Genomic DNA, 14,717 nt, shown 5'->3' on the forward strand with positions numbered 1-14,717 from the left:
TATGTCGCCGGGGAAGCGAATGCTATATCGCGTCCGTACCCGCCTCGCCCGGGGTACGGGGAACCAGCTCGATAATCCGCTGACGCAGCCATCGGTGCAGCGGGTGAGTCGTGGTGCGGTCATGCCAGACCATGGCCATGTCGAAACCGGGAACGGGGAGCGGCGGGTCAAGAAGCCGCACCCGACCGACGCGGTCGTTGGCGACTCGAGTAGGGACCAGAGCGATCATGTCGCTGCGCGCAACGATCTCCGGCACCACCAGAAACCCCGGCGCCGACAGGGCCACCCGGCGACGCAGGCCGACGGCGGCCAGCGCATCGTCCACGGGGCCATGAAAGCCGCCGCCTTCCGGCGAAACGATGACGTGGTCCAGTCGGCAAAAGGTGTCGAGATCGAGGGGGCCCGGCAAGGCCGGGTGGTCGGGACGAACGATGGCCACGTACGCCTCGCGATAGAGCGTGCGCATGCGCAAGGTTTCCGGCGCCGTCCCGGGCGTCGTCAGGGCCAGATCGACCTCGCCGCGAGCCATCTGCGCATCGAGGGTCGCCGTATCTATCGTTCGCCACGCAATGCGGATCCCCGGGGCTTCGCGACTCAAGGCCAGCGCCAACGGCATCAGCACCGAGTACTGCACATAGTCACTGGCGGCGATGGCGACCGTAGCCTTGGCCGTGGCCGGTTCGAAAGGGCTGGTGTCAGCGATGACCTGTCGCACGCCTTCGAGGGCGGCGTGCAGTGGTGCCTGGAGCTCGAGTGCCCGCTGGGTCGGGATCATGCCGCGCTGGGCAGGCAGCAACAGCGGGTCCCCCAATAATTCTCGCAATCGGGTCAAACGGGTAGAAAGGGCCGGTTGGCTAAGATGCAGTCGCTTGGCGGCACGACTGACATTGCGTTCGACCAGCAGCGTGTCGAGGGTCACCAGCAGGTTCAGATCGAGTCGATCAATATCCATTGTATTTATACCAAGACATAAAATATCCGATTTCTACAATACCAGACGACACGTCAAGATCATGGCCGAACGTGATCATTCCCCGATCATTGCCACAATGAGGAACCGGCCCATGAGTCATATTCTGATCGTCCATGCCCACCCCGAGCCTCAGTCTCTGACCAGCGCATTGAAGGATCTGTCACTGGAAATTCTGCAGGCGCAGGGGCACGAGGTGCAGGTTTCGGATCTCTATGCCATGCAGTGGAAAGCGATCGCCGATCGCAAGGACTTCATCGAGACGGTCGACCCGGATCGATTGCGCTATATCGCCGAATCCCGCCATGCCTATGCGTCAGAGACGCAGACCCTGGATATCGCCGCCGAGCAGCGCAAGCTGCTGTGGGCCGATGCCGTTCTGTTCAGCTTCCCGCTGTGGTGGTTCGGCATGCCCGCGATTCTCAAGGGATGGGTCGATCGTGTGTTCGCTTTCGGGTTTGCCTATGGCGTCGGCGAACACGGCGGGGAACGGTGGGGCGATCGTTATGGCGAGGGCGTATTGGCCGGACGGCGGGCGATGCTGATCCTGCCGATTGGCGGGCGCGCGCCGCACTACAGCGATCGCGGCGTCAATGGCAGCCTGGAAGAGATCCTGTGGCCGATCCATCACGGCACGCTTTACTACCCCGGAATGGAGGTGATGCCGCCCTTTCCGGTGTATCAGAGCGACCGGCTCGACGAAGCCGGCTGGCAGCAGATAGCGGTCGATCTCAAGCGTCGTCTCGATCGGCTGTTCAGCGATGCGCCCATCGCGTTTCGGCGTCAGAACGGCGGGCATTACGACACCGATCAGCGTCTCAAACCGGGCCTTGGCCAGGGTGAAGGCGGGACGCGCATCCATCTCTTGCAGCCGGGAGACCCCGAGGAGCGGCTGGTACAGGGTGTATGAAGGAGGATGGCGTGGCCGCGAAAGCAGAATTGCCATTATCGTTACGGCCCCGGTAACCAGATTCCCCACCATGGCCTCTTCAGGCCTTCGGCAGTGGCTTTTGGGGCGCTACAGATTCATCCGATGTCGTGTCTTCAGCGTTTATGACACCCACCTCGCTCTGGCACGCTTCACTTGACCTAGAATGTGATGGCTGAGGCGTTCGATCAGCGTTTGCTCGGTGCCTTGGCGGGCAACAAGCGCCAGCCGAACGCTGACCCGCTCGACGGCATCTGGCATGGACTCGGCAAGCGCGAGACCTTGTTGTCGGAAATAGCGCGGCTGCAGCTCAAGCTCTTCGGCGCAGGCATCAAGCTGTTGGCGGCCAATCTGGCCTGGTCGGTTCTCGCCCCCCAGGCTGAACGCGAACCGCCGAGCCAGGCCTGAATAAAGATTCGTGCCCATCAGATCGTAAAACGGCGCCAGGCGAGGGCCTTCAGTCGTAAACAGCACGGACAGATTCTTGGCGTGACTATCGTGGTTGCCGATCAGCAGGTTGAAGAAAACCCAACGAATGAAGCGCTGATGGTCGGTCAGGGGAACCTCTGCTCGCTTCAGCAACTCTCGACAACGGGCGAGACCGGGGCCACCATCGCTTTCATACTTGACGTCCGATCGGACCCCGGCGAGCTGGCAGAAATCCAGTTGATGCAGGCGGCGCAGCTCGCCTTTGTCATCCCATATACGATCGTAGCGAGTGATGAGACAAGCCTGCGTTTCCGGTTGATAGACAGCTTCGGCTGCCCCTAATCCCAGTTCTTTGGCCAGCTGTTGGCCAAACGTTTCGTTCAGCGCCGAGGCCCAGACGCTATCGAACGTGCGGATGTCCGGTTTGAGGATATGACTGGAAGGGGAGGAGCCCTCGGGTAGATAGGGGATACCCTCTTTCACCATCAACAGGCGTTTATTTTGGGCGCCGGCCAGGGATAGACGCGCGTCTGTCCCTTCGAAGCTGCTCAGTGTGGGCTCTCCGTTGGCAAGGCTGCGAGCCAATTCGTCCCAGGTGGTCTGCCGATATCGGACTGCTTTCGGTCGCACCCCCGATGGCTGCAGAGAGAAGCCGCTGGCGGTATCGCCGCCCACGGCATCCAGCAGCCCGAAGAGCGTGGTAGCGTGCCTTTGCTGCTCCAGAAATTCGCGTAGTCGACCTTCCGGCAATAGATTTTCGAAGAACGATTCGACGCCAGTGCCTGCGTGCATCGGGACCTCGGCTGGCAACCCTGGCGCCAGTGACAGGCCACCGTCGTCGATCCAGCTCTGGGCATAGCAAAACCGTAGTGGTTGCTCGTCGAAGAGAGTGCCGACTTGCGACTCTGCCGCGTAGAGATCCAGCGATCGCACACTCATTCGGCGCTACCTTTGCGTCGAATGGACACTTCCAGCCCCATCAGATCGAGGACATCGAGCACCTTCTGCATCTGAAGTGTCGGTTTGCCTTTCTCCAGGTCGACGACGAACCGGTTACCCGTGCCCGCTAACCCCGCCAAATCGGCTTGGAGCAGCTTCTGTTCCCGGCGCAATTGTTGAACGATCTCACCGATTGCTTCGGTCGAGCGAACGGTTTGGGGTAGGGAGGGGGATTTTTCCGTTCGAGCCATGGTGGTCTCCCGAAGTTACCGAACGGTAATAATAGCGTTTCTCAAACAATGATACGCCAAAAGATTACCGATCGGTAATTTCCAGCGAAGATTGGCGATTCAAAGCCGATTTATTCCCGAGCGGTAACTTTCTGATTCTGGCCTGCTTCAGCGCTTCAGCCGCCGCTTCACTTCCAGCTTCAAACGGCCTTCGCCGAGGCGGGCCGTCAGCATCTGGCCGGGCTGGGTCTGGCTGACGGCGCGGACGACCTGGCCACTATCGTCCTGCAGGATCGAGTAGCCTCGGCCCAGCACGGCCAGCGGGCTGACGGCGTTGAGCTCACGCGCGATTCCCTGCAGGTTCTGGCGTTCCTGGTGCAGCCGACGACGCTGAGCGGTGTCGAGCCGCTGGCGAAGCTGGTCGATCCGTTCCCGCGACTGGCGCAGCGTGCGGCTGGGGTCGTGCAAGGTGAAGCGTCGGTTGGTGGCATCGAGCCGCTGGCGATCCCGCTGCAGACGCTGGCGCATCGCCAGTTGCAGCCGCCGATCCAGCGCCGCCAGATGCTGGCGCTGCTGGGCGAGGCGTTCGCCGGGGTGGCGCAGCCGGGCGCGCAGATGATCGAGCCGCTGGGATTCGGCGTTGAAGCGCCCGCGCCACGCCTGATGGAGCCTTCTCCGCTGCTGATTCAGCGTCGCCTCGAGATCGCGGCGGTCCGGCACCAGCCGTTCGGCGGCGGCGGAGGGCGTCGGCGCGCGCACGTCGGCGGCGAACTCGGCCAGGGTCACGTCGACTTCGTGGCCGATGGCGGCCATCACCGGCAGCCTGGAGTGGAAGATCGCCCGCACCAAGTGTTCGTCGTTGAATGCCCACAGGTCTTCCAGACTGCCGCCGCCGCGGGTGATCAGGATCGCATCGAAGGGATCGATCGCCGGGCGCCCGATGTCGTTGTGAGTCTCCACGTCTTTGTGAGTCTCGGCATCCTTTCGCGCCTGACGATTGATCAGCGCCAGCGCGCGAATCAGCGCCGGCGGTGCCTCGCGCCCCTGAACCACGGACGGAAACACGCTGACGCGAACCATCGGCCAGCGCGCCTGCAGCACCGCCAGTACATCGCGAATCGCCGCGCCGGTGGGGGAGGTGATCAGCGCCAGATGGCGGGGCGGGTAGGGCAGCGGCCGGGCGTTGGCGAACACGCCTTCGCCGCTCAGCTGCTGCTTCAGGCGTTCGTAGGCCGCCATCAACTCGCCTTCGCCGCTGGGCTGAACGGCATCGACGATCAACTGGTAATCGCCGCGCGGCTCGAAGATCGACACCCGTCCGCGAACCTTGATCCGGTCGCCATCCTTCAGCGGCGTGCGCGACAGGCTCGCCCGGTTGCGGAAGAACGCACACTTGAGCTGGGCCTTGGCGTCTTTCAGGCTGAAGTAAATGTGGCCGGAGGCGGGCCGCGCCAGCCCCGAAATCTCACCCTCGACCCAGCAGTCGCCGAAGCCGCGCTCCAGCATCTGGCGGGCCTGGCGGTTGAGATCGCTGACGGAGATCGCCTGTGGCGACGGTGAGGTGAACGCAGGCATGGGCTGACCCGAAAGGAAGCGGTGATGAATGGTCGAAAGCCTAGCACGAAGCCGGGGGCCCTGGTGCTGGTCAGAAACGATGCTGATCAGAAGCGTTGCTGGTCAAAAACGGCGCCGGTCGAATACAGCACCGATCGAACCCGCAACCGACGCTTGCCATTGAGAGGCAACGGCCAAGCGACTATAATGCGCGATTAACTTTTCGCGGCTCCCGGTTCATTGCCGAGTCCACACTGCAAGAACGGTCTCCAAGGCTTGTCCCAGGGCATTCACCTTCAAGACCATCGCGGTGCCGCAGGCTGTCACAGGCTCCCCACCACCTGCCAATTGGGTTTCCGACCATGCTACGTATAGCGCAAGAAGCTCTTACGTTCGACGACGTATTACTCGTACCCCGCTACTCGGATGTCCTGCCCAGAGACGTCGACCTCAAATCCCGCCTGACCCGCAACCTGACCCTGAACATCCCGCTGCTCTCTTCGGCCATGGATACCGTGACCGAAGCGCGTCTGGCGATTGCCATGGCGCAGGAAGGCGGTATCGGCATCATCCACAAGAGCATGTCGATCACCCAGCAGGCCGCCGAGGTCCGCAAGGTCAAGAAGCACGAGAGCGTTATCGTCAAGGACCCGGTCACCGTGGGCCCCAACGCCAAGCTGCAGGATCTGCTGGAGATGGCCAAGGAGTACGGCTATTCCGGCTTCCCGGTCGTCGAGGGCGAGACCCTGGTCGGGCTCGTCACCGGGCGCGACATGCGCTTCCAGCCGGATTACAGCGACAGCGTCGAAGCGATCATGACCCCGCGTGAAAAGCTGGTCACCGTGCCGGAAGGCACCTCGCTCGACGTGATCAAGACCAAGCTGCAGGAAAACCGCATCGAGAAGATCCTGGTCGTCGACAAGGACTTCCACCTGCGCGGCCTGGTCACCGTGCGTGACATCGAAAAAGCCCGCACCTACCCGATGGCCGCCAAGGACGCCGATGGCCGCCTGCTGGTCGGCGCCGCCGTCGGCACCGGCCCGGAAACCCCGGACCGTATCGCCGCGCTGGTCGAAGCCGGCGTCGACGTGCTGGTCGTCGATACCGCCCACGGTCACTCCAAGGGCGTCATCGATCGCGTGCGCTGGGTCAAGGAACACTACCCGGAGCTGCAGGTGATCGGCGGCAACATTGCCACCGGCGACGCTGCCGTGGCATTGGCCGAAGCCGGCGCTGACGCGGTCAAGGTCGGTATCGGCCCCGGCTCCATCTGCACCACCCGCGTCGTCACCGGTGTCGGCGTGCTGCAGATCACCGCCGTCGCCAACGTCGCCGAAGCGCTCAAGCCGTTCGACATCCCGCTGATCGCCGATGGCGGCGTGCGCTACTCCGGTGATATCGCCAAGGCGATCGTCGCCGGCGCCAGCACTGTCATGCTCGGCAGCATGCTCGCCGGCACCGAGGAAGCACCGGGTGAAGTCGAACTGTTCCAGGGCCGCACCTACAAGGCCTATCGCGGCATGGGCTCCATGGGCGCGATGTCCCAGACCCAGGGCTCCTCGGATCGCTACTTCCAGAGCAAGGATGAAGGCGTCGAGAAGCTGGTGCCGGAAGGGATCGAAGGCCGCGTGCCCTACAAGGGCCAGATGAGCGCCATCGTTCACCAGATGATGGGCGGCCTGCGCGCCTCCATGGGCTACACCGGCTGCCACAACATCGACGAGATGCGCACGCTGCCGGAGTTCGTCAAGATCACCGGTGCGGGCATTACCGAGTCGCATGTACACGATGTGCAGATCACCAAGGAAGCGCCGAATTATCGCGGCGCTTGATTGACCCGTTAGTCGGAAGAGGGAAGGGAGAAGTGGGAAGTGCATCTTTCCTCTTCGCTCTTTCCTCTTCATTCTTTTCCGGCCGTGCTTTTGTCTCGGCAATTGAAACCCTTACGGCGGTGGCCCCTTCATGACCGACATCCATTCGCACAAGATCCTGATCCTCGACTTCGGCTCCCAGTACACGCAGCTGATCGCCCGCCGCGTGCGCGAGATCGGCGTGTTCTCCGAGATCCGCGCCTTCGATATCACCGAAGAAGAGATCCGCGAATACAATCCCAACGGCATCATTCTCTCCGGTGGGCCGGAATCGGTCTCCGAGCTGGGCTCGCCGCGGGCGCCGGCATGCGTGTTCGAGATGGGTCTGCCGGTCTTCGGCATCTGCTACGGCATGCAGACCATGGCCGAACAGCTCGGCGGCGCCACCGAAGGCTCCAACAAGCGCGAGTTCGGTTATGCCCAGATCAGCGTCGCCTCGGAAGACGACCTGCTCGGCGGTATCAAGGATCATGTCGATCACGACGGCGGGGCACTGCTGGACGTGTGGATGAGCCACGGCGACAAGGTCGCCCGCGCCCCGGCGGAATTCACCGTCACCGCCTCCACGCCGAGCTGCCCGATCGCTGCCATGACCTGGCCGGAAAAGCGCTTCTACGGTGTGCAGTTCCACCCGGAAGTGACCCACACCCTGCAGGGTCAGCGCATCCTCGAGCGCTTCGTGCTGGATATCTGCCAGGCGGAAAAGCTCTGGACCCCGGCGCAGATCATCGAAGACCTCACCGAGCGCGTCCGCGAACAGGTCGGTGATCGCCACGTGCTGCTCGGTCTCTCCGGTGGGGTGGACTCTTCCGTGGTTGCGGCGCTGCTGCACAAGGCGATCGGCACGCAGCTCACCTGCGTATTCGTCGATAACGGCCTGCTGCGCAAGCAGGAAGGCGACCAGGTGATGGAAACCTTTGGCCAGCACATGGGCGTCAAGGTGATCCGTGTCGATGCGGAAGACGAGTTCCTGGGCAAGCTGAAAGGGGAGAATGACCCCGAAGCCAAGCGCAAGATCATCGGCAACACCTTCATCGACGTGTTCGACCGTGAAGCCGCCAAGATCGACGGCGTCGAATTTCTCGCCCAGGGCACCATCTACCCGGACGTGATCGAATCCGCCGCCAGCAAGACCGGCAAGGCCCACGTGATCAAGTCGCACCACAACGTCGGTGGCCTGCCGGAGACCATGAAGCTCAAGCTGGTCGAACCGCTGCGGGAACTGTTCAAGGACGAAGTGCGCAAGCTCGGCCTCGAACTCGGCCTGCCCTACGACATGGTCTATCGTCACCCCTTCCCGGGGCCGGGCCTCGGCGTGCGCATTCTGGGTGAGGTGAAGAAGGAGTACGCCGACATTCTCCGGGAAGCCGATGCCATCTTCATCGAGGAACTGCACAACTTCGACTGGTACCACAAGACCAGCCAGGCGTTCGCCGTGTTTCTCCCGGTGAAGTCAGTCGGTGTCGTCGGCGACGGCCGCCGCTACGAATGGGTCATCGCCATTCGCGCCGTCGAAACCATCGACTTCATGACTGCACGCTGGGCCCACCTGCCGTATGAGTTGCTCGAAAAGGTCTCCAACCGCATCATCAACGAGATCAGCGGCGTGTCGCGCGTGACCTATGACGTTAGCAGTAAGCCGCCGGCAACGATTGAGTGGGAATGAGGCTTTACCAACCTGCCGAATGAAAAGCCCGCCAATTGGCGGGCTTTTGTTTCACTGCATTGACTAACGAAGTATTTCGCGTAACTAAAAATATCAATTGCAGTTGACTTCCTCTCTAGTAAGATTTACCAGTTGAGGCTGAAAATATAATTTTTCCATCAAATGTTATATGATTCCACGAAACATTTCTTCAATGGGTTCTGCTTTCTTCCGAATTACATCCTTATTATACTGAGCAAGTATTTTGGCAGACGTTGCTTTTGCCCATTTTTGGCTTTTTAGATCATTTTTATAATCGAAATTTTCATCATCTTCGATTGCCAGTTCAGCATTTAAATCGTTAGCAGCAGCAATAGCCAGTTCTTGGAAACCATTCACAAACTCGTCAAGTTTGCCAGATGACACGATTAGTTTAAGGTTGTCTAGTAATCTTGCGCCATAAGGGGCAGATTTGATAATGGTTATCACGGAATAAGCTAAAAAATATTGTGCAAGTTTGTAGTTTGCAAATGATCTATTTTCAATATGTTTAAGTGCTGGTTGTACAGATTCAAAGCTCTTCCATAGAGCGATTACGCGCTCTCCCGTAACATTAGGCCTGCCAAATATGTCTGCATGAAGTTCGTCCATGATTTTATATTTTTGATGGCAGCTCCATGGTTGTCCTAAGTCTAAGGCAAGGAGTATCAAGCCTGCGTATTCGTTAGGAATTACCTCTTTGCCACGGTTGTTTTCGCCTTGCTTTATTTCATAAGCAATTTGGGCGTCAGATGATCGATCTACTTCAGTTTTTAATCTTTGTTGTAAGTTGTGATTTGACTTGAGGTCTCGTGCTTTAATAGCGTTTTGATTGTTGCTGTTTTGTGTTATCCGTTGAGATAAGGCGGTGTCGCCCTTGACTTCAATAAGTTTGACTAGAATTTTTAGATCATCTGTTATCTTAGACTTTTCGGATAGCAATGAGGAAAGGCTCTGAGCACCATTTACGACCACATAATCCGATACCGTTATAGCTTGACTGTCCGAAGACAGTATGTTTTTGCACAGCACGTTAATGCCATTGTGATACAGTGGGAAGTTACAATGTTCCCTCTTTAAAGATATGCTCTTTTTTAAGCCTTTGTTTACCTTGGTATTGCCTAAGGAAAGCCTTACATTTTGCTCAAACAATTTTCCATCCGATATTCCCGACATCTTAACAAGATTTAATGCTGGGGCTAAAAATATTTTAGTCGAGGCGCCACCCGCATTATACGTAATTACATCACTATCAGATACGTCGAACATGAACTCCTGCGATACACCACCATCGATTTCAAGATCGACATATTCATTTGCTATCCTAACGGCATCATAAAGTTCGAGTCCTTCAGCTTTGCTAATATACTGTTGCGCATCAGAATTGGCTGCCGCATTGGATATAAATATTCCAACTATGTCATAGCCGGAATCCACTTTCTCGGCAACTTGATTCCTAATCAAGGCCTGTTTTAATCGTGGGTTTTTAGTTTCGGTGACCATTTGATTGATATACTCAGGCACGTCGAACTGCTTGAGAGCTCCAATAAAGCTTTTTAAATCTGTATCACCTAGAGTTGCGCGATCGTTTTGCTTGGTTTTGGATTGAATGATGTAGACAATTTCTGCGACATTGTCTAAATATATGGCGTCAATGCCTTTGTCGTGCTTTGCATCAACACATGCATCGTCAGTTTCAAATTCATCTAACCTCAAGATGTTTTCTAGGAACCATTTTAAAAACCTTCCTGAAAAGTCACTAGACCGAGTGTTATAGTATTTTAAATGTTTTTCGTGAAAAATCTCTTGCTTTAATTCTGACGGTTTCATTGTTTAGGCTCTTTTTTGAAAATGTGTTGAGCGAATATATTTAATATCAGCTAAGGTCTGTTACGTCAACAATGGTTTTTCAGTGCGCCGGGCGGGTTGAATTTTTAGCTTTACTTCATTCTGAATAAAAGATATCTAGCTGCACAATGCATCACCTAACTCATTATCTCATATCAGCGCTGGGGTCCAGGAATGCCATAGTGGATTCAAATATATCATATGCCTGCCTTCGATATCTGCGGAGTCGGTACCCTGATCCAGTCTGCGGGGTTATTCGGGAATCCATGGTTTAGAGTCGAGATCAGCACCCCGGTCCCTTTCTCTACTGGAATTTAACAAGCCGTGGGCAACGCGATGGTGGAATCACTGTTGATGATCTGCCCTTGCCTTTACGCTCGATTTGGGCAGCACTGCGCTGGGCTTGCTCATAGGCGAGACGAAATCCGAACGGGCTGATTTCAGGCGTCCGGTATCATGATTTTCGTTTAACGATTAAAGAAGTGTGGCGGAATGTCGTTATTAGACAGACACTTGCATCGTGAGAGAACGTGCGGTGTGTTTCCGAAGGCCTTCAAGAGCCTACCTGTACTTCAAGAGAACGTAGATTAATGAGCTTCAAGACCCTTGCCGCCCTAATGGGCACCTGCGCTGCGCTCAGCCTGACCGGTTGTGCTTCCATTGTTGGCGACAGCGATCAGAGCCTGACGATCAGCAGCTCGCCCTCCGACGCGGCGGTCGTCATCACCGACGAGACGGCCAAACAGATATTCGTTGGCACGACGCCCACCACCGTGACGCTGAAGAAGTCCGATGGCAGTTACTTCGGCGGGAAGACCTATCACGTCGAGATCGACAAGCCGGGATACCAGACGCGCGAGATGGAGCTGACCGCGTCGGCAAACGGCTGGTACATCGGCGGTAACATCCTGTTCGGTGGCCTTATCGGCTGGTTGGTCGTCGACCCGTTCAGCGGCGGGATGTACACGTTATCCCCGGATGAGATCAACGCTGACCTCGGTGATGCAGTATCGATCGAGGGTGAGAGTCAGTCACTCAACCTGGTCATGATGGAAGACGTGAGCGCCGACATGAAAGACAAGCTGGTCAAGATCGGACAGATCTGACCTTCACAGGCCGGGCGCTTGCCCGGCCTGATCCTCTCTCTCCACTCCCATCAGCCCATTCACTCCCATCAGCCCATCCATTCCCAAGAAAGCCGAATGCCTCTCTATGCTTAGCGTGCGTCGACTCAATTCGCCGATGCCGTCGGGCGAATGGTGATCTCGGTGGTATCGACGCTGGCCGGCGCTTCGATGAGCTGTCGGACGGCGCGGGCGATGTCGACCGGTTGCAGGGCGATGGCACGATAGTCGTCCATGAACGCGGCGGTTTCGTCGTGGGTGATGGTCGCGGCCAGGTCGCTGGCGACGACGCCGGGGTTGACGCAGGTCACGCGAATATTCGAACTCTCCTGGCGCAATCCATCGGAGATCGCACGGACCGCGAACTTGGTGCCGCAGTAGACCGCGCCGGTGGGTACGGCCTGTAGGGCGCCGATGGAGCCGATGTTGATGATCTGGCCCTCGGCCTGACGCTCCATTACCGGCAGCACGGCGCCGATTCCCCACAGCACGCCCTTGATGTTGACGTCGACCATGCGCTCCCATTCGTCGAACTTGCCAGCGGAAAGCGGCGAGAGCGGCATGATGCCGGCGTTGTTCACCAGCACGTCGATACGCCCCCAATGATCCAGCGCAGTTTGGGCGAACGCGGCCATGGCGTGTCGATCCGTGACGTCCAGTGCGCGCACTTCCACGGTACCGCCGTTTTCGCGAATGTCCGCCGCGATCTGCTCGAGTTTGTCGACGCGGCGCGCGCCCAGCAAAACGCTGGCCCCGGCGGCGGCCAGTTCGCGGGCGATACCCTCACCGATTCCGCTGCTGGCACCCGTGATCAAGACGATTTTGCCTTTCATGCTCATGGTCTTCTCTCCTGTTGTCTCTGGAATGCGCTCTGTAATGAGCTCTGGAATGAGCTTTGAACCGAACTCTGGAGCGAACTCTCGTTCGGCTCCGGTGAGCAACAAGATAGGGCGCGAGACTGTTGAACAGAATATGCTGAACGCTGGACACATCGGTTAGCAGAATTTACCAATGAACAATGATCTCAATCTCCTGACGATGTTCGTCGCTGTGGCAGAAGCGGGAAACTTCCGCGCCGCCGCCGACCGGCTGGGTGTGACGCGCTCCGCCGTGAGCCAGGGTGTCCGGCGCCTCGAAAGCGCGTTGGAAAGGCCGCTCTTCAACCGGACCACGCGTAGTGTTCGGCTGACGCAAGAGGGCGAGCGGTTGCTACAGGCGGTTTCCACTCCGCTGGCGGAACTCACGGCCGTGCTGGAGGCCACGCTGGATTCACCCGAATCGCCCCACGGCATGCTGAAGGTCACGGCGACGTCGATTGCGGAGCGGTTTCTGTCGGGGCCGCTGATCGCTGATTTTGTCGAGAAGTATCCCCGCGTCACGCTGGATGTGACGGTGACCGACGAGGAGTTCGATATCGTCGCGGGCGGGTTCGACGCGGGAATCAGACTTGGGGAGGTGATCGAGCAGGATATGGTTGCCGTCCCGCTGACCGGGGAACAGCGTCAGGTCGCCGTCGCTTCGCCGAACTATCTGGCCCGCCACGGTCAGCCGGCGCGTCCGCAGGAGTTGGTCTATCACCGCTGCATCGGTTGGCGTCCGCTACCTGAAACGGCGCCGTATCGATGGGAGTTCGAAGGCGACGGCAGGGCGTTTGACGTGGCGGTCGAGCCGCAGGTGACCACCAACGACATGCTGTGGATGATCCGGACATCGCTTGCTGGCGGCGGCATCACATTCGGGATGGAAGAGACGTTTCGACCCTATATCGAGCGCGGCGAACTGATCACGATCCTGGATGAGTGGCTGCCGCCTTTCGCCGGCTTCTATCTCTACTATCCGAGCCGCCGCACCGTCACGTCTAGGCTTCGCGCCCTGATCGATCACGTTCGCGAGTATCGATAGACGGCACGACGACCCTGGCTTCCAATCACATCATGAGTCTGCCTCATGTTCTGGTGAGGCTAAATCACTTTTCCTCATCTTTTCACTCTGGCATAAAGTACCCATCATTTTTCGATACTCAGACACGATGACGTTTATCCCTGGGCACGTAGGAATCGCGCGAACTCGCTCTTACGTGAATGCCGGTAAATGAATCGATTGTCTGCTTGACCAGGGTACGGGTTAGCGATGAACAGCCAGTTCAGTTTCGACATCAAGAGCATCCGGTTCGACGAGCATTACCGTCCGGCCGAGAACACGCGCACGACCACCAACTTCGCCAACCTGGCAAGAGGGGAGCGTCGAGAGGAGAATCTGCGCAATACCCTGACGATGATCGACAACCGTTTCAACGCGCTGGCGCATTGGGACAACCCCAAGGCGGATCGCTACGCCGTCGAGCTCGACATCATCACCGGCGAGCTGAGCGTGGGGGCCGAGGATGAGGACGACACCTTCCCGGCGATCGAGATGCTGAAAACGACGATCATCGACAAGCAGACCGGCAAGCGTATTCCGGGCATGGTAGGGAACAACTTCTCCTCCTACGTGCGCGACTACGACTTCAGCGTCTGGCTGTCGGAGCACAACCGGGATCGTTCCGAATTCGGCATCCCGGAGGGGTTTGGCGATCTGCACGGCAAGCTGTTCAAGCGCTTCGTCGACTCCGATGCGTACCGGGCTTCCTTCAGCAAGGCGCCGGTCATCTGTCTCAGCGTCTCCAGCAGCAAGGTCTACCGCCAGACCGACAATCGCCACCCGGTGCTGGGCGTGGAGTACGAAAACGATGAGTCCTCGCTGACGGACTTCTACTTCGGCAAGATGGGCCTGCAGGTGCGCTACTTCATGCCGCCGCATGCCGTCGCGCCGCTGGCGTTCTACTTCTCCGGCGATCTGCTGGCCGATTACAGCGATCTCGAACTGATCAGCGCCATCAGCACCATGGAGACGTTCCAGAAGATCTATCGTCCCGAGATCTACAACGCCAATTCGGTGGCCGGCAAGATCTACCAGCCGAGCCTCGAGCATCAGGACTACTCGCTGACGCGCATCGTCTACGATCGCGAAGAGCGCAGCCAGCTCGCCGTCGAGCAGGGCAAGTTCACCGAGCGGCACTTCATCAAGCCCTACCGCCATGTGCTCGAGCAGTGGTCGGCCGATTATTCCCCTTGATTAACCCGTTCCAACGACTCTTTTTG

At 58.4% G+C, this 14,717-nt stretch carries 12 protein-coding genes; 6 read left to right on the plus strand and 6 right to left on the minus strand.

Going from position 1 to position 14,717, the window contains the following annotated elements; all coding sequences use genetic code 11:
• Positions 1–22: 22 nt before the first annotated feature.
• On the minus strand, positions 23–952 hold the full coding sequence (locus BTW07_RS07305; protein WP_075569517.1) for a LysR family transcriptional regulator: 930 nt from the start codon (positions 950–952) through the stop codon (positions 23–25).
• A gap of 112 nt (positions 953–1,064) precedes the next feature.
• On the opposite strand from BTW07_RS07305, the gene BTW07_RS07310 reads away from it, so the two are divergent.
• Positions 1,065–1,880: an NAD(P)H-dependent oxidoreductase gene (locus tag BTW07_RS07310; RefSeq protein WP_075569518.1), complete on the plus strand. Its 816-nt coding sequence runs from the start codon at positions 1,065–1,067 to the stop codon at positions 1,878–1,880.
• Positions 1,881–2,021: 141 nt separating this feature from the next.
• Here the strand turns inward: BTW07_RS07310 and BTW07_RS07315 are convergent, their stop codons facing one another.
• From BTW07_RS07315 to xseA, 3 genes are all read right to left on the minus strand, one after another.
• The gene (locus BTW07_RS07315) at positions 2,022–3,266 is read right to left on the minus strand and encodes a type II toxin-antitoxin system HipA family toxin (protein ID WP_075569519.1); all 1,245 of its coding nucleotides are present in this window, start codon (positions 3,264–3,266) and stop codon (positions 2,022–2,024) included.
• Positions 3,263–3,517, minus strand: coding sequence for a type II toxin-antitoxin system Y4mF family antitoxin (locus BTW07_RS07320; protein WP_075569520.1), 255 nt, complete (start codon positions 3,515–3,517; stop codon positions 3,263–3,265). Before BTW07_RS07320 ends, BTW07_RS07315 begins: the two co-directional genes overlap by 4 nt.
• Before the next feature lie 147 nt (positions 3,518–3,664).
• The gene (gene xseA, locus BTW07_RS07325; RefSeq protein WP_075569521.1) at positions 3,665–5,071 is read right to left on the minus strand and encodes an exodeoxyribonuclease VII large subunit; all 1,407 of its coding nucleotides are present in this window, start codon (positions 5,069–5,071) and stop codon (positions 3,665–3,667) included.
• Positions 5,072–5,412: 341 nt separating this feature from the next.
• Here xseA and guaB point away from each other — a divergent pair, with 341 nt between their 5' ends.
• Both guaB and guaA read left to right on the plus strand, forming a co-directional pair.
• A complete protein-coding gene (gene guaB / locus BTW07_RS07330) occupies positions 5,413–6,882 on the plus strand; it encodes an IMP dehydrogenase (protein ID WP_075569522.1) in 1,470 nt (489 codons plus the stop codon).
• 130 nt (positions 6,883–7,012) lie between these two features.
• Positions 7,013–8,587 (plus strand): glutamine-hydrolyzing GMP synthase, encoded by a 1,575-nt coding sequence (gene guaA, locus BTW07_RS07335; RefSeq protein WP_075569523.1) that lies wholly within the window; start codon positions 7,013–7,015, stop codon positions 8,585–8,587.
• A 165-nt stretch (positions 8,588–8,752) separates the two neighbouring features.
• Here the strand turns inward: guaA and BTW07_RS07340 are convergent, their stop codons facing one another.
• The gene (locus BTW07_RS07340; RefSeq protein ID WP_075569524.1) at positions 8,753–10,435 is read right to left on the minus strand and encodes an AIPR family protein; all 1,683 of its coding nucleotides are present in this window, start codon (positions 10,433–10,435) and stop codon (positions 8,753–8,755) included.
• Between the two features lie 608 nt (positions 10,436–11,043).
• Here BTW07_RS07340 and BTW07_RS07345 point away from each other — a divergent pair.
• On the plus strand, positions 11,044–11,559 hold the full coding sequence (locus BTW07_RS07345; RefSeq protein ID WP_075569525.1) for a peptidase associated/transthyretin-like domain-containing protein: 516 nt from the start codon (positions 11,044–11,046) through the stop codon (positions 11,557–11,559).
• Positions 11,560–11,684: 125 nt separating this feature from the next.
• Here the strand turns inward: BTW07_RS07345 and BTW07_RS07350 are convergent, their stop codons facing one another.
• The gene (locus tag BTW07_RS07350) at positions 11,685–12,416 is read right to left on the minus strand and encodes an SDR family oxidoreductase (protein ID WP_208605384.1); all 732 of its coding nucleotides are present in this window, start codon (positions 12,414–12,416) and stop codon (positions 11,685–11,687) included.
• A 172-nt stretch (positions 12,417–12,588) separates the two neighbouring features.
• Here BTW07_RS07350 and BTW07_RS07355 point away from each other — a divergent pair, with 172 nt between their 5' ends.
• Both BTW07_RS07355 and BTW07_RS07360 read left to right on the plus strand, forming a co-directional pair.
• A complete protein-coding gene (locus BTW07_RS07355; RefSeq protein ID WP_075569526.1) occupies positions 12,589–13,479 on the plus strand; it encodes a LysR family transcriptional regulator in 891 nt (296 codons plus the stop codon).
• Between the two features lie 228 nt (positions 13,480–13,707).
• Positions 13,708–14,691 (plus strand): DUF1852 domain-containing protein, encoded by a 984-nt coding sequence (locus BTW07_RS07360; RefSeq protein WP_075569527.1) that lies wholly within the window; start codon positions 13,708–13,710, stop codon positions 14,689–14,691.
• Positions 14,692–14,717 lie beyond the last annotated feature (26 nt).

Origin of the sequence: Salinicola socius (genome assembly GCF_001937195.1) — a bacterium.
Taxonomy (GTDB): Bacteria; Pseudomonadota; Gammaproteobacteria; order Pseudomonadales; family Halomonadaceae; genus Salinicola; species Salinicola socius.